Source organism: Bacillus cereus group sp. BfR-BA-01523 (genome assembly GCF_022662615.1).
Taxonomy (GTDB): Bacteria; Bacillota; Bacilli; order Bacillales; family Bacillaceae_G; genus Bacillus_A; species Bacillus_A mycoides.
Genome location: NZ_JAKUDX010000005.1, coordinates 166249 through 183900, shown reverse-complemented (window position 1 = coordinate 183900; position 17652 = coordinate 166249). Strand labels below are relative to the sequence as shown.

Sequence of the window (17652 nt, the reverse complement as noted above, 5' to 3'; positions counted from 1 at the left end):
CCCAATGATTTGCCTACCCTACGTGTGCGTTCGCTTAACAGCCTGCACATACTTTCGTACAGTCGCTACAGATACATTATATACATCACCAAGCTCTGCCTGTGTCATCTTATTTCTTTGTTCGCCGCGCACAATGTATTCAATTGCCGCTGACCAACCGTACACATTTGTAAAAGTCGCTCCAGATGTATATAAACGTATGAACGTGCAAAACCAAAAATTTAAACACTCTTCGATTAATTCATCGTCTTTTTTCGTATAATTGTATAATGCATCCGCGATTCGTACGCACTGTTCAAATTGCTGTAAATCAGCTGGGATGCTTTTATGACTATTAAGTAAAAAGAAATATTTTGCAAGTTGCGATACGATTGGAACACCATTTTTCGCTTGCGTTACATCAAAGAAGAATCCAACCTTCTCTGGTGTTGACAATTCATTCATTAAATATAAAGCTAGCATTTTCTCTTCTAGCGTCGTACTTTGCTGAAATGATTTTCGTAACTCTTCAAATAAAAGATTTTGTCCTTCATCTGCTAAATTCAGTGCATTCCACGGTTCTTTTCCTTTTTTATCAGGATGCAATTCTACAACATGTTGCCACATTTTTTCAGCTACTTGCTGTTCCTTCACCATATACGCAGAGTATGCAAACCAGTAATAAAAACTGACGTCTCCTTCGTATCCTTGACGCTTTAATACTTTGAACCATTTATATGCAGGTTCAAAATGACCAATTGTTGCAAGCGTTGTTCCAAGTTTCAAACGATGCTCAAATGAAATTGGATATACCGAAACTAACTGCCCCGCTAATGACTCTACTTGCTTATGCTCTCCAATTGAATATAGAAAAATAAGCGTATTACAAAGTGCATGCATATTACCAGGATTTTTCTCTAAAATCATTTCTGTTAACTTAAGCGCTTGATCTACATTACCTGATTGAAAATGTGCAATCGCTAAATTATTATGTCCTGACCAAAATTCTGGATATTCTTTCGTAACAACTTCTAGTGTAGCAATCGCCTCTTCTAATTGTCCGTTACGAATGTAGCGGTTCGCTTCTTCTTGCATAACAATTAGCTCATCTTCATCCTCAATCTCTTCCGCACCCATTGCATCTTCTTCCATAATCTCAAGCAATTCTAATGTATCTTCTACAAATTCCTTCTCTTCCGCAACTTCTAAATATTGCTCTGCATATTTCTTCGCCTGTTGAAACAAGCCCATATATGCATAATTATTTGAAATAAAATAATAGCATTGCTCAAGTTCAGGATTGGATCTAACAAGCTTTAGAAATATCTGATTCGACTCTTGATATTCACCAGATTCAGATAATGCTATTGCTAGTTGGCATAAAATAAACGGCTCCTTCTCGCTTTGTGCTGCTCTTCGAAAATACTTAATTGCATCTTGCAATTTTTGCCCTTTATAAGCCCTCATCCCTTTTTTATAAAAGAAGTCCGCTAACTGATTAAAAGAGATAACTTGTCCGTTCTCCTTATATATTCTTTGATTTTTCCCCATATATCCTCCAGTTTTTTGTTTTCTTCGTTCACACATTCTTCTATCTATAAGTATAAACGATTCCGTAAAAAACAAAACAGTATATTATAATCAATTATTTCCTTTTTATTCATAAAAAGAGAAGGGAAATGTTACATTTTTAACATCAACCTTCTCTAGTGGCCATTTCCTCTTTCGTATAAATAATACGCATCGGATTTCCGCCTACGAAAGCGCCGCCTGGTACATCTTTATGGACAAGTGTGCCTGCAGAAACGATAGCTCCATCTCCAATTTTCACACCTGGTAAAATTGTCGTATTCGCTCCAATCATAACTTCATTCCCTATGACGATTTCTCCGAGCCGATACTCACGAATTAAATATTCATGCGCTAAAAGCGTTGTATTATAGCCGATAATTGAATTGTCTCCCACAGTAATCTTTTCTGGAAACATAATATCTGGCATTACCATAAGTGCAAACGACGTTTTCTTTCCTACTTCCATCCGTAAAAACGTGCGATATAACCAATTCTTTACGGATAAAAATGGCGTGTAACGTGCGATTTGGATGATAATAAAATTTTTCATTACCTTCCAAAAAGAAACTGTTTTATACACATTCCACAATGAATTTTCTCCTGAAACAGGATAGCGCGTTGTCCGTCGCACTGAACTCTCTCCTCTACTTATATAAAGTGACACTTTAACCGGCAGGAATCTTACTACCCGTTAATGCGGGACAAAATCGGTAGTAAATCACTCATTTTATCTAGCACATAATCTGGTTTATACGCTTCTAAATACGCTCTACCTTTCAATGTCCATGAAACCGCTACTGTTTTCGTACCTGCATTTTGTCCACCGACGATATCATGATGATTATCACCAACCATCAATGTTTCTCCTGGCTTTGCATCTAATAATTTCAATGCTTTTTGAAGTGGTTCTGGATGTGGTTTCACATGTTCCACATCATCAATCGTCACGACAACATCAAAAAACTGATCAAGTTTCGAAAGCTTTAATCCCATTTCAACCGTCTGTCTCGCTTTCGTTGTAACGATGCCGATCTTATAACCTTGCTTCTTCAATTCTTGAACCGTTTCATATACAGTTTCATACTCTTCCACTAATTCATCATGATGCTCATGATTAAATTGACGATAACATGTAATCATCTCTTCAACCTTACTTGCATCAATCTTACTAAAAGTATCATGCAAAGATGGACCGATAAATGGCAATACATCTTCACGCTTATACTGATTAGAATAATAGTGATTTAACGTATGTAAAAAAGAAGAGATAATAAGTTCATTTGTATTAATTAACGTTCCATCTAAATCAAATAACACTGTATTTATTTTCATCGTCCTTAATCCTTTCATTACCTGAATATGAAAGAAGCAGCATCTTATATAAGATGCTACTTTTCTCTAATTTTCTAAATATCTTTTATCAGCTTGCCCCATTTTTCGTCTCACAATAATGAAAATGATAGAAATAACAACAATTCCAATAGACATTACTTGTGCAATACGAAGTGGTCCTAGCATTAAACTATCTGTACGCAAACCTTCTACGAAGAAGCGTCCCACTGAATACCAAATTAAATATGTGAAGAATAATTCACCACGGCGTAAATTCACTTTTCGTAACGCGAGTAGTAAAATAACACCTGCAAAGTTCCATAATGATTCATATAAAAACGTTGGGTGATAATACACACCATCAATGTACATTTGATTAATAATGAAATCAGGTAAATGAAGACCTTCTAAAAACTGTCTCGTCACTTCATCACCATGTGCCTCTTGGTTCATAAAGTTTCCCCATCGGCCAATTGCTTGTCCTAGTAAAATACTCGGCGCAGCAATATCCGCTAACTTCCAGAATGAAAGCCCGCGTCGTTTCGCAAAAAGGATTCCTGTAATAACAGCCCCGATTAAACCACCATGAATCGCCAAACCACCTTGACGAATATTAATAATTTGACTCGGATTTTGCGAATAATATTCCCATTCAAAAATGACATAATACATTCTCGCAAAAAGAATGGCAATTGGTACTGCGATTAATACAAGGTCGATAAATGTATCTTTGTGAATACCAAGCCTTTCTCCCTCGCGAGTTGCTAGCCAAAGACCTAATAGCACACCTGTACCGATAATAACCCCATACCAATAAACAGGGAACGGCCCAAGTTGGACTGCTATACGGTCAAGCTGTGGTACAGAACCTAACAGCATATATATGACCTCCCTCTCCAGAGTCTACTCTTGATTTCCTAACTCAATCGCACTCATTAATCGTTCAGAGAACTGTTGTGCCGCATTGACTCCCATACGTTTTAATCTGAAGTTCATCGCTGCTACTTCAATAATAACAGCCAAGTTTCGACCAGGACGAACTGGAAGTGTAATCTTCGTAAGTTCTGTATCAATAATCTTCATCTTCTCTTCATCAAGACCTAAGCGATCATAATTTTTCTTTTGATCCCAAATTTCAAGATTAATAACAAGTGTAATACGTTTATAATTTCGTACTGCCCCTGCACCGAATAACGTCATTACGTTAATGATACCTAGACCACGAATTTCTAATAAGTGCTCAATTAAATCAGGTGAGCTCCCTACTAATGTATCTTCATCTTCTTGACGAATTTCTACGCTATCATCCGCAACAAGGCGGTGACCACGCTTTACAAGTTCAAGCGCTGTCTCACTTTTCCCGACACCACTTTGACCTGTAATTAAAACACCAACACCATAAATATCTACTAACACACCATGAACAGCTGTTGTTGGCGCTAACTTACCTTCTAAATAGTTTGTTAAACGACTTGATAATCTCGTCGTCGTTTGAGCAGAACGTAATAAAGGCACGCCTGATTCACGTGATGCTTGTAATAACTCATCCGGTACATCTTGATTACGAGTTACAATAATACAAGGCGTCTCCTCAGTACAAAGCGCTTTCATTCTCTCTTGCTTTTGCTCTGTCGTTAACGTATCAAAGAATGTAAGCTCCGTTTTCCCAAGAAGCTGCACGCGATCAGCTGGATAATATGTAAAAAATCCTGCCATTTCAATTCCAGGTCGCGATAAATCACTCGTATCAATCGGACGATGAATCCCTTCTTCACCACTTACTAACTCCAATTGAAATTGTTCAATTAAATCTTTTGTCCTTACTTTCGGCATATGTATAAACCTCCACTCCGCTGCGGGTTCAGTCTCATTTGATGTAAAATTCCATTCTATCGGATATTGTACCATTTTTTTCTGGAAACAAGAAACTCGGTTTCTAATAAATAGAAAAAAACATTTCATATGAATCATGAAATGTTTTTCTTTTTGTCATTTTCTCTTTTTTTCATGTAATGGTTCAACAATTACTTTTTCAATTATCATATTAAAAATAGAAATACAAATTGCCGCAACAATCGCTACACCAAATCCAGATATATTAAAGGCGTCCCCTAATAACGAATCCGTCATCTTTAACGTAATCGCATTAATAACAATTAAGAAGAAACCGAAAGTTACAAGAGTAATCGGTAGCGTAATTAAAATTAAAAGCGGCTTTACAAATACGTTTAAAATCGCCAATATAATACTCGCAATAATTGCAGTTTGTATATTCGCTATGTAAAATGCGTCTGGTGCAACCCCTTTTAAAAGTCCGGATACAGCGATTAATACAACGCTATTTACAAGAAGTGATACAATCCATCTCATTTCCTTACACATCCTTTTAACATATATATTTCATCATACGCTAATAGATAATAAACGCAAGTAACATACATACACTTATATCAACTTATTCTATCCTTCATGCTTGTATACCTATTAACATTTCCTTGTAAAATAAGGTCCACACCATCTATGTTCATGAGTTTTCACAAAGGTCCAAGTGAAATTTTCATCTACAATATAGATATCGCCTTTATACGCATCGTCTGTCTCACGTAATATATCATCCATACGTAATAAACTCGCATCCTTTATTAGCAGTACTTCATCACAATGTTGAAAGAAGATGTAACACTCCTTTTTCATTTCATTATGAAACATATTCTCCGCTTCTTTACCTTCTAAACACTTTTTCTTTTCATAACTAAATATGTGCCACAAGTAACCACAGCTATATTTATCCCCATATAAATGAATCTCTTCTTTCTCTTCATAACTCAAATGATTCGCAAAGTTATCCTCCCAGCGTTTTCTAAAGTATACGCCCCACTTTTGAAATTCTCTTACCTTCATATTTTTCTTTCTCAAAACATCTAAAAACTCCATTTTCTCCCCCTATAAAATAAAAACCGAGTGCAATTCCCACTCGGTTTTTATTAACAACTTATTGTGATAACTCTACTTCTTTTATTTTCTCTTTCATTCTTGCTTTATCACGATCTAAAATCTCTTTTAAATACTTACCTGTATAAGAGCGCTCTTCTTTCACTACTTGCTCTGGCGTTCCGGAAGCAACGATTTGTCCGCCTTTGTCTCCGCCTTCTGGTCCAAGGTCAATAATATAATCAGCTGTTTTAATAACATCTAAATTATGCTCAATTACAAGTACCGTCTCACCACTCTCAACAAGACGTTGCAACACTTCTAGAAGGCGTGCAATATCATGTGCATGTAAGCCAGTCGTTGGCTCATCTAAAATGTATAACGTACGCCCTGTAGAACGACGATGTAATTCAGAAGCTAATTTCACACGCTGCGCCTCACCACCTGATAACGTCGTAGCTGGTTGTCCTAATTTCATATAACCAAGCCCTACATCTACAAGCGTTTGAAGTTTACGCTTAATTTTCGGGATATTAGCAAAGAACTCTACCCCATCTTCAATTGTCATCCCTAACACTTCAGAAATATTCTTATCTTTATATTTCACTTCTAACGTTTCACGATTGTAACGTTTACCGTGACAAACTTCACACGGAACATACACGTCTGGTAAGAAATGCATTTCGATTTTAATAATTCCATCACCACGGCACGCTTCACAACGGCCGCCTTTTACGTTAAAGCTGAAACGTCCTTTTTGATACCCACGTACTTTCGCTTCATTCGTGTGCGCAAATACATCACGAATATCATCAAATACGCCAGTGTATGTCGCCGGATTTGAACGTGGTGTACGCCCGATTGGTGATTGATCAATATCAATCACTTTATCTAACTGCTCAAGACCTTTAATTTCTTTATGAGCCCCTGGCTTCGCTTTCGCCTTATATAGCTTTTGAGCTAATGATTTGTATAGTACTTCATTAATTATCGTACTTTTTCCAGAGCCAGATACGCCTGTTACTGCTACAAATGTTCCTAGAGGGAATGACATTTTCGCATTCTTTAAGTTATTTTCTTTCGCACCGACAATCTCCACTTTACGTCCGTCACCTTTACGTCTTTCAAGTGGTACCGGAATAAACTCTTTACCGCTTAAATATTTCCCAGTTAATGAATTCTCGTCTTGCATAACTTCAGCTGGTGTACCTGCTGATACAACTTGACCACCATGAATACCTGCACCAGGTCCGATATCAAGTAAATAATCAGCAGCCATCATCGTATCTTCATCATGCTCAACAACAATTAACGTATTTCCTAAATCACGCATTTCCTGCAATGTACGAATAAGACGATCATTATCACGCTGATGCAAACCAATAGAAGGCTCATCAAGAATGTAAAGTACGCCAGTAAGGCGAGAACCAATTTGTGTCGCTAAACGAATACGCTGCGCCTCACCACCTGATAAAGTTCCTGCGGCACGACTTAACGTTAAATAATCTAAACCGACGTTCACTAAGAACCCAACACGTTCCTGAATTTCTCTTAAAATTAAATGAGCAATTTTTTGTTGTTTCTCCGTTAACTCAACAGTTGAGAAGAACTCCTGTACTTCTTGAACAGAATATTTCGTTACATCGGCAATCGTTTTATCACCAACGAAAACAGCTAAACTCTCAGGCTTTAAGCGTCCACCTTTACACTTCGGACAAGCTTGCTCTGCCATATATTTCTCCATTTGCTCACGAACATAATCAGAACTCGTCTCACGATAACGACGCTCAATATTCGGAATAACACCTTCAAATAAAATCTCATTTTCCTTTACTTGACCAAATTCATTCACATAGCGGAAATAAAGCTTCTCTTCCCCGCTTCCGTACAGCACTTTATCAAATAAATCCTTCGGTATATCTTTCACCGGCATATCCATATCGATGCCGTAATGATTACACACAGATTTTAATAATTGCGGGTAATATTGTGAACTTGTCGGTTCCCAAGGAGCAATCGCATGTTCATTTAATGATACATCCCAGTTCGGAATAACAAGTTCTAAATCTACCTCTAACTTCGATCCAAGTCCATCACAAGAAGGACACGCGCCGAACGGACTATTAAACGAGAACATGCGCGGCTCTAATTCTCCGATTGAAAAACCACAATGTGGACAAGCATGATGTTCACTAAATAGAAGTTCTTCCTCTCCCATTACATCGATTAAAACTCGGCCCCCGCCAAGCTTTAAAGCACTTTCTAGTGAATCTGCAAGTCGGCTTGCAATTCCTTCTTTCACAACAATACGGTCAATAACAACTTCAATTGAATGCTTCTTATTTTTTTCTAAAGTAATCTCTTCCGATACATCCAGCATCTCTCCATCAACGCGCACACGAACATAACCTTGCTTCTTAATATCTTCTAATACTTTCGCATGCGCACCTTTACGCCCTGACACGATAGGCGCTAGCACTTGTAACTTCGTACGTTCAGGATATTCAAGAACACGGTCTACCATCTGTTCCACTGTTTGTGATGTAATTTCAATTCCATGATTCGGACAAATCGGCGTACCAATTCGTGCGAATAATAAACGTAAATAATCATAAATCTCCGTTACCGTTCCAACCGTTGAACGAGGATTACGACTCGTCGTTTTTTGATCAATTGAAATCGCTGGAGATAAACCTTCAATCATATCAACATCCGGCTTATCCATTTGCCCTAAAAACTGGCGCGCATACGCAGATAAAGATTCCACGTATCTACGCTGTCCTTCTGCATAAATCGTATCGAATGCTAACGATGATTTCCCCGAACCAGACAATCCCGTCACAACAACAAGCTGATTTCTCGGAATGGTTACGTCAATATTTTTTAAATTATGCGCTCTAGCACCTTTTACAACAATAAAATCTTTACTCACTCTTTTCACCCTTCCGCTTTTAATTCTAATAGTAAATCTCTTAATTCAGCTGCACGCTCGAAATCTAATGCCTTTGCTGCTTCTTTCATCTCTGCTTCCATCTTCGCAATTGTATTTTCACGTTCTTTTTTCGTCATCTTCTTAGCTGGTGTTGCTTCATATATTTCCGTATCCTCAGCTGCTGTTGTCGCACGAATAACGTCACGTACTCCTTTTTGAATCGTTTTCGGCGTAATACCATGCTTTTCATTGTAAGCTTCTTGTATACTACGACGACGCTGTGTTTCTTCAATTGCAATTCCCATTGATCTCGTTATGCGATCTGCGTACATAATAACGCGGCCGTTTGCATTACGCGCCGCACGACCAATTGTTTGAATTAATGAACGCTCTGAACGTAGGAACCCTTCCTTATCAGCATCTAAAATAGCTACAAGTGATACTTCTGGAATATCTAATCCTTCTCGTAATAAGTTAATACCGACAAGTACATCAAACTTACCAAGGCGAAGATCACGGATAATTTCAATACGCTCTAATGTTTTAATTTCAGAGTGAAGATAATTCACTTTAATTCCTACATCTTTTAAATAGTCCGTTAAATCCTCTGACATTTTCTTCGTTAAAGTCGTAATTAATACACGTTCATTTTTCGCAATCCGGTCATGGATTTCTCCTAATAAATCATCTATTTGTCCTTCAATTGGTCGTATATCAATTGGTGGATCTAAAAGCCCTGTTGGACGAATAATTTGTTCTATTGCTTTCGGTGACTGCTCTAACTCGTACGGTCCTGGCGTTGCCGAAACGTAAATAACTTGATTCGTTTTCTCTTCAAACTCATCAAACGTGAGCGGTCTATTATCTAAAGCTGATGGCAGACGGAATCCATGATCAACAAGCACTTGCTTACGTGCTTGGTCCCCGTTATACATCGCTCTTACTTGCGGAACCGATACGTGCGACTCATCCATAACGATTAAGAAATCCTCTGGAAAATAATCTAAAAGCGTATACGGCGTTGAGCCTGCTGGACGAAGTGTTAAATGACGGGAATAGTTTTCAATCCCTGAACAAAAGCCCATCTCGCGCATCATTTCTAAATCATAACGCGTTCGCTGTTCTATGCGCTGCGCCTCTAACAACTTACCGTTATCATTTAATTCTTTTAAACGCTCTTCTAATTCTTTTTCGATATTTTCAATAGCGACCTTCAGCTTTTCTTCACGTGTAACGAAGTGAGATGCCGGGAAGATTGCTACATGATCACGTTCTGCTAATACTTCACCCGTTAATGCATTTACTTCTCGAATACGATCTATTTCATCCCCAAAAAATTCAATTCGAATACAATGCTCATCAAGTGATGCGGGGAAGATTTCAACTACATCTCCGCGCACACGGAATGTACCACGCTTAAAATCAATATCATTACGTCCATACTGTACATCAACAAGTTCACGAAGCAATTGATTGCGGTCCTTTTCCATACCAACTCGAAGCGAAACAACTAACTCGCGGTATTCTTCCGGAGAACCTAAACCGTATATGCACGAAACACTCGCAACGATAATAACATCATCTCTTTCAAATAAAGAAGACGTTGCCGAGTGGCGTAATTTATCAATTTCATCGTTAATTTGCGCATCTTTTTCAATAAACGTATCCGTATGTGGTACGTACGCTTCTGGCTGATAATAATCGTAATAACTAACAAAATACTCCACAGAATTGTTAGGAAAGAAATCTTTCAGCTCACTATATAACTGTCCTGCTAACGTTTTATTATGAGCCATTACAAGTGTTGGCTTCTGCACTTCTTTAATGACATTTGAAATCGTAAATGTCTTACCCGTTCCTGTCGCTCCAAGCAACACTTGCTTTTTCTTTCCACTATTAATTCCCTCTACAAGCTTCTCTATCGCTCCCGGCTGATCACCTTGCGGGGAATACTCTGAGATAATTTCAAATGGATGTTCCAACTAAAAACCGACCTCCTCATAAAAATCTGTATTATTATTTTACCACGAATGCCCATAAAAAACCTAAAAAAACGAACAGATATTCGGTAAAGTTTTCGACAAGTTATATATAGAAAAAGGAAGGAATAAATACTTCCTTCCTCTACTAACTCTATTTTTTAAGTACATATAATAAGTCATATCCATTGCGCCCATTTTCACTCGTACAATCTATTAACCTATATGAAGTTTCTGATTCACGTTGCTCTTTAACAATCCTTTTACAACTATCTTTATGTAACCCTTTATGGTCACCAGCAAATTGATCTTGTCTATTATCTAACACATAAAGTATATCTTTCTCACTATGCTCTAACGTTTGAAAAATCGGGTCACCTTCATGTGTATACTGTACAATTCTTATTTTATCAACTTCCCCTTGTTCCACATTCCAAACGAACTTCTCGAATTTATCTAGATTAGAAATTTCCGCCCCCTTTGCAACGACATCATCCTTCTTATCAATTGCACTGTTAGGTTGTGAACATGCTACTAAACTAAAGAGAAATAAGCATATAAAACCTGTTCTTTTTCCTATCGTTATCCTCTCCTATACAAACTATTGGTATACTAGAAAAAAGCTACTTTCCTCTATGAAAGTAGCTTCTTATTTCCTTTCTCCTTCTTCGGAAAAATAACATATGAAAATGAAATCGCAGTATCCGCTAAAAGAATAATAGCCCACACTTGGCTTACACGGCTTGCTGCTTTATTTAAAACGATTCCTGACTCTAACCAGTTCCCCCACTGTTCTACTGGAATAAGCCCATACATGAAGAAAAAGAATATATGAACAGCAATAAACAAAATAAGATGTAAAATCCAATTTTTTATTTCCTGCTTCGCATGCGCCATCCCTGTTACTTCAAGTGGTTCTTCGATAATAGGCGCCGGTTCATTCCGCCACTTCGCAACTAATTTTTGTACATATATATCTAATTTCTTCAAATCCTTTTTCCCATAAAAAACTGCATATAATAAAATGATTACCGTAATGATTTGAAAATTAGAGAACTTCCCTGTTTGATAGTAGTCCACTACTCCTAAAGTTAAAATAAACACTTCATTTACAAGTAGCACAATCCCCATAATAAAACTTGCCTTTTTCAAGCGAAATCCATACCTTAGTAAAAAGAATCCGATAGCTGATAACCAAAATACAATCTCTGCCCCAATTAAAAAATACCAACGATATTCTGCAAGTATACTCATTTATCCCTCTCCCTTTCGTCATATATACGAAAAGCCTCATCCATATATAATAGAAGCTCTTCTTCAATTGGATACATACTCATTTTCTGTGAATCTTCTTTTGACTTTCTTACTTCCCACAATTTATCTAAAAATGCTTCATCACCATTTGCCATCTCTAAACACTTCTGCATTAATTTCTTTGTTGCGCCTTGTACCTCATCACATGATGCTTCCTTACCGTCTTTCATAAAGTTACGTAGTTGCTTTAATAAATTTACCCATTCTAAAACATTCGGGTCTTCTTCACTCATGTTCGGCAAATTATAAAGCAACTTTTGTTCTCCCTTAGAAAAAACTTCATTTTGAAACATCTCACGTATTCGCGGAGACTGTTTCGAAAGCTGAATGAGTTCAAACATAACTTTCCAATCCAGTTCTCCTTCCACATCTACCGAATAAACAACAGCTTGTAAAACACGCTCCATTCGATTGAATTTCTTTTGTTCTTCCTGTACAAACCGAAGTTGTTTTTCAAGAGAATCCTTTAAGTTAAGCTCACCTTTTACTAACATATTCGCAGCCTCTTTTAATGAAAAACCCATTTCTTTTAAAAATAAAATTTGCTGCAAACGAACAACATCTCTCTCGCTATATAACCGATGTCCTCCATCAGTTTTCCCACTCGGCTTTAATAAATCAATTTGATCATAATAACGTAACGTCCTTACTGTAACCCCTGTTTCCCTCGTTAGTTCTTGAATTGAAATCAACTCCATCACCTCTTCTCCTTCATTATAAAAGGTGACGTAACGTAACTTTCAAGTAGTTTGTAAAAAAAATACAAAAAGCTATTTATACCTTTTGTATAAACAGCTTTTATGGAAATAACCCCTTTTGTATAGCACGCCCACAAAATAAAATAATTGCCCCTACAACAACACTTGTTGCTGTTTTATGATAATGCGCTAAAATTAATAAATAGTATGATAAACCTACAGCACCAATCATAATACATACACTTGGCACTGGATTACGAGAGAAGTTTTGTATTCCCCAAAACAAAGCAAAAATAGCCGTAGCGACACATAATACCGGTAATCCCATCCCAGTTCCCCTTTTTCTATCTATTCCTTGTTGCTAACACACTCGTCGATGCCATACTTATTAATAAACCAAAAATAGCAATATATAATAACTCATTTACATGTACTACTTGCCTATCTAAATACTTATTTACACAAAGATACATAATGAACAAAAAAACGCAGCTTGTAATACAAATCGTAAAATATGACTTCATATTGTTCACAACTCGCTCATCAATTGACGGTACTCTCTCTTCTTTCAAACGCTTCTGTTCTCTATATTCCGAAATGCCATATAAAATGACTAGTGCTACATTCGATATGAAGATCGTTCCCCACGTAATACTTAAAATCATTAAACTCACATTTAAAACAAGACCCGCTAAAAACAAACTTCCTATGAACCGTATAATATCTTACTTACTCATACATGATCAGCCTCTTTTTAATTTCTATATTTCCATTTCGGCCAATAGTTCACAAAGAAATAAACAAACTGTCCTAATACAAATAAAACAAACGGCATGCCCGCATTTCCATAAACAATTAAATTATACAAACTCCATACCGCTAAACTCATTGTTAAAAACAACCCTAAATATTTAAACGCTTTATCCGATTGAAATCTCTCAAATTCATCTTGCATTTTCATTCCTCCTATCGTTATGCTCGTTTTCCCGCCATTACTCCTATGATGAGACTACCAGCAAATAAGAAACTACATACAATGAATATTTCTGGAATCGGTATAGTAATTCGCCCTATCGCTTTGCTTGCAACAATATAAACAATAAGCAAAAGAAATGCGAATATAAATGAGACATTTACATACTTTTTTATATTTTCATTTACCCGCTCATCTATATCTGGAAGTTCTTCTTTTTTGTACTTCCGCTTTTTGCAATTCGTATACAATATCAGAAATACAATTGCTAAAATGTTACTAACTATAAGCGATAACATCGGTATGGATGGGTCCATAATACGAACTAAAACGTCCCCTCACATAATCCTAAGACAGTAGCGATATACAACTTTTTAGTGTCGTTCATTTTCTCTCCCCTTACTCCAGCGTAAATATTTCCTCTACCTTCATCCCAAAATATTTGGCGATTTTTAGGGATAGCTCTAGACTTGGGTTATAGTGGTGGTTCTCAATCGCCACGATTGTCTGCCGCGTCACTTGCATCGCCTTTGCCATTTCAATTTGCGTTATATGATGTTGTTTTCGCAATTCTTTAATTTTATTTTTCACACTCATAGGCTCCACCTTCGAAAGTAAAGATATCTTTACTTTAATTATAAATATTTTCCAAATCCAAGTAAAGATACCTTTACAAAAAAAGGTAAAAAAAAGAGACATCTATAAGATGCCTCTTTTTTTGCTACATAAATCCTAACGCATACACAAGAACATACCCAAGAACAGATAAGCAAACCGAGCCAATCAACCCTGCCACAAATGCTCTGCTTCCTAATTTGCGGAACGTTTTAAACTCTACATTTAAACCTAGCCCTGCCATCGCCATTGCGATAAGCATGTACGCAATTACTACAATGTATCCGGCAACAACTTCTGGGATAATCCCAATCGAATGCACCGCACTCATTGCTAAAAATCCGAAGATGAACCAAGGAATCGGAAGGTCGCGCCACGATCTTTTTTCCTTGCTGTCCTCACTCTTACCAAACCATAATCCAATTAAAATCGCTACTGGCACAAGCATCGCAACGCGCGTTAATTTCACAATAACTGCGATGTCTACAGCCGTGCTACCTCCTGGCGCCGCCGCAGCGATAACGTGAGCAATTTCGTGCAGCGTCGCCCCTGAGAACACCCCGTAACCGTAGGGTGAGAAGCCAAGCACTGGGTATAATAGCGTATAAATAAGTGTAAATATTGTACCTAAAATTGCAATAATTGCTGCCCCAACTGCCGTTTCCTCATCTTTCGCTTTCACTTGCGGTGCAATTGCCACGACCGCTGCAGCTCCGCAAATTGCAGTCCCGCATGCTGTTAAAATCCCAAGTTTCTTTTCTACTTTAAATACTTTCGTTAATCCATATACAACGAAAATGGTAAATGTAATAACAACCGCTGCGATGACCAATACTTTCGGCCCCGCCTTCGCAATATCTACAAGATTTAACCGCATTCCGAGTAAGATGATCCCAAAGCGTAGCAACTTCTTACTCGCAAAGTTCGTTCCCACTATCGCTTCTTGAGGAATCCCGATTGCCGCGCGCCAAACCATCCCGATTAGAATAGCGATTACTAATTGTCCCATAATATTTAAAAATGGAAGCTCTGCTAAATATTTCGCGGCGATTGCGATTAATAACGTAATCCCAATACCTTGCGAAAATCCAAAGCCCTTCTTCTTTTGTATAACAAGTGTTTGTTCCACTTTGTACCACCCCAATAATCGTATTGGAACATGCATGTTCTTTCTAGTTACATTATAAGAGAGTTTTAATAATAAGTTTAATATCAATATTGAATCCCTATCATCAGAAATACTTATGATAAAATAAAAGCAAAAATAAAGGGGCCTAACAAATGAACGTCGACATTTTGAAGATCTTTGTTACTGTCGTTGAACAAAAACATTTTTCGCGTGCTGCGGAACTATTAAACCTTTCACAACCTGGCGTTAGTATGCACATTCGCAACCTGGAAAATGAATTTGGGACTACACTTATTCAGCGCTCCCCAAAGCACGTCCAAGTTACGGAAGCTGGAAACATATTATACATACACGCAAAGCAGATGCTCTCACTTTATGAAGATGCAAAACAGGAAATTAATGCGCTGCATAACGTCGTAACAGGAACACTTCGCATCGGCGCTAGCTTTACAATTGGCGAATACTTACTTCCAAAAATACTTGCGCGCTTTGCCAATGAAAATGCACACGTCGAAGTTCATACATTTATCTCCAATACGGAAGAAGTCTTGCAAAGCCTCCGCTCTAATCAAATTGATATCGGCTTAGTGGAAGGCCAAGTCGTGTACGCTGACGTAGATGTGGAAACTTTTATGCAAGATGAAATGAAACTCGTCGTCCCGCCAAACCACCCATTGCTCCATATCAAGGGGATTAACGAAAATGCATTGCAAGACCAAGTCTGGGTATTAAGGGAGAGCGGCTCTGGCACACGTGCCTATAGCGATCGATTTATACACCAACATCATTTAAAAATGAAACGCTTCTTTACATTTAGCAGTATTCAAAGCGTGAAGGAAGCCGTTGCAGCCGGTCTTGGCATCGCCATCCTTTCAGATTGGACTGTTCGAAAAGAACTATTAGCAAAAGAACTATTCCACATCCCTGTTCCGAACGAAGAGCTAATCCGTCCATTCTCCATCGTGCGCGGCAAATATTTTATCCCGTCTAAAGCTATTCAAGTCTTTTTAAAACACGTAGATTCTTTTGCGAAAAAACAGAGTTGACCTTCACATTAATGTGAAGGTTTACAATACATGTAAAAGGAGTGAAACGCATTGCGAATTGGAGAGTTATCAAAAGAAACTGGGGTTAGCGAAAGGGCACTAAGACATTATGAAGAAAAGGGATTACTCCCTTCGAAACGCCTAGCAAATGGCTACCGTGATTTTGATGAAAGTGCAATCGAAAAAGTAGAGCTGATTCAAATGTACTTGCAAATCGGCTTAAATTTAGAAGAAACAGAACGAATGCTACGTTGCCTTGAAATCGAGCCCCATCTTTACGAAAATCCGTGTAGTAGTATCCTTGCACTTTACGAAGACAAACTTGATGAGGTAACGAAGCAAATCACATTACTTTCCAACATTCAAACAAATTTACAAAAACACGTTTCACTCCTAAAACAAGCAAAAGAAAAGGGATGATTACATGTTTGTTATACATGGCAGTTCAAGACAAAACGGAAATACGGAAGCTTTAACACATATGGTGATTGATGGGATTGAAACAGAACAAATTTACTTGCGTGATCATATCGTCCACCCAATCATAGATCAGCGCCATGATGTAGAAGGATTTCAACCTGTAAATGATGACTACGAGCAGTTAACCAAACGCATGCTAGAGCACGACACGATTATCTTCGCTACACCGCTATACTGGTACGGAATGAGCGGCCACATGAAGAACTTCGTTGATCGCTGGTCACAAAGCTTGCGTAATAAATCTCTTCATTTCAAAGAAAAAATGAAAGGCAAAAAAATGTACGTTGTCATCGTTGGCGGAGACAGTCCAAAACTGAAAGCATTGCCGCTTATCGCCCAGTTTCAATATATCTTTGATTTTGTTGGTTCATCATTTGAAGGGTATATTATTGGGGATGCGAATGGACTAGGTGAAATCAAGAACGATGCTGAGGCACTGGCAAAAGCACAATTGTATAATAATAAATTCAAAAATAGCACACAGAAATAAGTTTGACAAATCCATTTGTATGCGCATACAATAAAAATAATATTATGAAAGGAAGGTACTTTGACCAATGAAGTTCTAATTCTCTTATTTATTTCATCCATCACAAATAGTGAACAAAAATGATGAAAACTAGCAGAGGATTAGTCTGTCCATTTGTCGATACTTTCTTTCGATACGATCAT

At 37.6% G+C, this 17652-nt stretch carries 20 protein-coding genes and 1 pseudogene; 3 read left to right on the top strand and 18 right to left on the bottom strand.

The window, feature by feature from the left end; genetic code table 11:
- Nucleotides 1-18 precede the first annotated feature (18 nt).
- From MR066_RS15580 to MR066_RS15495, 18 genes and pseudogenes are all read right to left on the bottom strand, one after another.
- Entirely contained in the window at nucleotides 19-1530 is a 1512-nt protein-coding gene (locus tag MR066_RS15580) for a tetratricopeptide repeat protein (protein ID WP_098635140.1), read from the bottom strand.
- 145 nt (nucleotides 1531-1675) lie between these two features.
- Complete coding sequence (locus MR066_RS15575) at nucleotides 1676-2182, bottom strand: acyltransferase (RefSeq protein WP_061673729.1); 507 nt, start codon at nucleotides 2180-2182, stop codon at nucleotides 1676-1678.
- A gap of 53 nt (nucleotides 2183-2235) precedes the next feature.
- On the bottom strand, nucleotides 2236-2883 hold the full coding sequence (gene ppaX, locus MR066_RS15570; RefSeq protein ID WP_242247660.1) for a pyrophosphatase PpaX: 648 nt from the start codon (nucleotides 2881-2883) through the stop codon (nucleotides 2236-2238).
- A 66-nt stretch (nucleotides 2884-2949) separates the two neighbouring features.
- On the bottom strand, nucleotides 2950-3762 hold the full coding sequence (lgt, locus tag MR066_RS15565) for a prolipoprotein diacylglyceryl transferase (protein WP_002034719.1): 813 nt from the start codon (nucleotides 3760-3762) through the stop codon (nucleotides 2950-2952).
- Between the two features lie 24 nt (nucleotides 3763-3786).
- Nucleotides 3787-4716 carry an HPr(Ser) kinase/phosphatase gene (gene hprK, locus MR066_RS15560; RefSeq protein ID WP_002016091.1) on the bottom strand — a complete coding sequence of 310 codons (930 nt, stop codon included), beginning with the start codon at nucleotides 4714-4716 and terminating at the stop codon, nucleotides 3787-3789.
- A gap of 156 nt (nucleotides 4717-4872) precedes the next feature.
- Complete coding sequence (locus MR066_RS15555; RefSeq protein ID WP_002089574.1) at nucleotides 4873-5253, bottom strand: phage holin family protein; 381 nt, start codon at nucleotides 5251-5253, stop codon at nucleotides 4873-4875.
- Between the two features lie 114 nt (nucleotides 5254-5367).
- Nucleotides 5368-5817 (bottom strand): DUF4275 family protein, encoded by a 450-nt coding sequence (locus MR066_RS15550; RefSeq protein ID WP_002034715.1) that lies wholly within the window; start codon nucleotides 5815-5817, stop codon nucleotides 5368-5370.
- Nucleotides 5818-5875: 58 nt separating this feature from the next.
- Nucleotides 5876-8746 (bottom strand): excinuclease ABC subunit UvrA, encoded by a 2871-nt coding sequence (gene uvrA / locus MR066_RS15545; RefSeq protein ID WP_002034714.1) that lies wholly within the window; start codon nucleotides 8744-8746, stop codon nucleotides 5876-5878.
- A gap of 5 nt (nucleotides 8747-8751) precedes the next feature.
- Nucleotides 8752-10728, bottom strand: a complete 1977-nt coding sequence (uvrB, locus tag MR066_RS15540; protein WP_002016097.1) for an excinuclease ABC subunit B — start codon at nucleotides 10726-10728, stop codon at nucleotides 8752-8754.
- 151 nt (nucleotides 10729-10879) lie between these two features.
- On the bottom strand, nucleotides 10880-11311 hold the full coding sequence (locus tag MR066_RS15535) for a DUF4362 domain-containing protein (RefSeq protein ID WP_242247791.1): 432 nt from the start codon (nucleotides 11309-11311) through the stop codon (nucleotides 10880-10882).
- 47 nt (nucleotides 11312-11358) lie between these two features.
- Nucleotides 11359-11979, bottom strand: a complete 621-nt coding sequence (locus MR066_RS15530; protein ID WP_016102252.1) for a hypothetical protein — start codon at nucleotides 11977-11979, stop codon at nucleotides 11359-11361.
- Entirely contained in the window at nucleotides 11976-12737 is a 762-nt protein-coding gene (locus MR066_RS15525) for a MerR family transcriptional regulator (RefSeq protein WP_133116627.1), read from the bottom strand. The genes MR066_RS15530 and MR066_RS15525 overlap by 4 nt, the downstream gene beginning before the upstream one ends.
- Before the next feature lie 100 nt (nucleotides 12738-12837).
- Complete coding sequence (locus tag MR066_RS15520; RefSeq protein ID WP_002034710.1) at nucleotides 12838-13065, bottom strand: hypothetical protein; 228 nt, start codon at nucleotides 13063-13065, stop codon at nucleotides 12838-12840.
- A gap of 16 nt (nucleotides 13066-13081) precedes the next feature.
- Nucleotides 13082-13402, bottom strand: a complete 321-nt coding sequence (locus MR066_RS15515) for an ATPase (RefSeq protein WP_234816578.1) — start codon at nucleotides 13400-13402, stop codon at nucleotides 13082-13084.
- Nucleotides 13403-13491: 89 nt separating this feature from the next.
- Nucleotides 13492-13692, bottom strand: coding sequence for a hypothetical protein (locus MR066_RS15510; protein WP_098635145.1), 201 nt, complete (start codon nucleotides 13690-13692; stop codon nucleotides 13492-13494).
- Between the two features lie 17 nt (nucleotides 13693-13709).
- A pseudogene (locus MR066_RS15505) lies at nucleotides 13710-14098 on the bottom strand (hypothetical protein).
- Between the two features lie 11 nt (nucleotides 14099-14109).
- Nucleotides 14110-14307: a helix-turn-helix transcriptional regulator gene (locus MR066_RS15500; protein ID WP_242247658.1), complete on the bottom strand. Its 198-nt coding sequence runs from the start codon at nucleotides 14305-14307 to the stop codon at nucleotides 14110-14112.
- 124 nt (nucleotides 14308-14431) lie between these two features.
- Nucleotides 14432-15454: a YeiH family protein gene (locus MR066_RS15495; protein WP_113936262.1), complete on the bottom strand. Its 1023-nt coding sequence runs from the start codon at nucleotides 15452-15454 to the stop codon at nucleotides 14432-14434.
- 152 nt (nucleotides 15455-15606) lie between these two features.
- On the opposite strand from MR066_RS15495, the gene MR066_RS15490 reads away from it, so the two are divergent.
- From MR066_RS15490 to MR066_RS15480, 3 genes are read left to right on the top strand one after another with little or no spacing between them, the layout of a single operon-like run.
- The gene (locus MR066_RS15490; RefSeq protein WP_002034705.1) at nucleotides 15607-16500 is read left to right on the top strand and encodes a LysR family transcriptional regulator; all 894 of its coding nucleotides are present in this window, start codon (nucleotides 15607-15609) and stop codon (nucleotides 16498-16500) included.
- Between the two features lie 51 nt (nucleotides 16501-16551).
- Nucleotides 16552-16920 (top strand): MerR family transcriptional regulator, encoded by a 369-nt coding sequence (locus MR066_RS15485; RefSeq protein ID WP_002016114.1) that lies wholly within the window; start codon nucleotides 16552-16554, stop codon nucleotides 16918-16920.
- 4 nt (nucleotides 16921-16924) lie between these two features.
- The gene (locus tag MR066_RS15480; protein ID WP_242247656.1) at nucleotides 16925-17470 is read left to right on the top strand and encodes a flavodoxin family protein; all 546 of its coding nucleotides are present in this window, start codon (nucleotides 16925-16927) and stop codon (nucleotides 17468-17470) included.
- Nucleotides 17471-17652 lie beyond the last annotated feature (182 nt).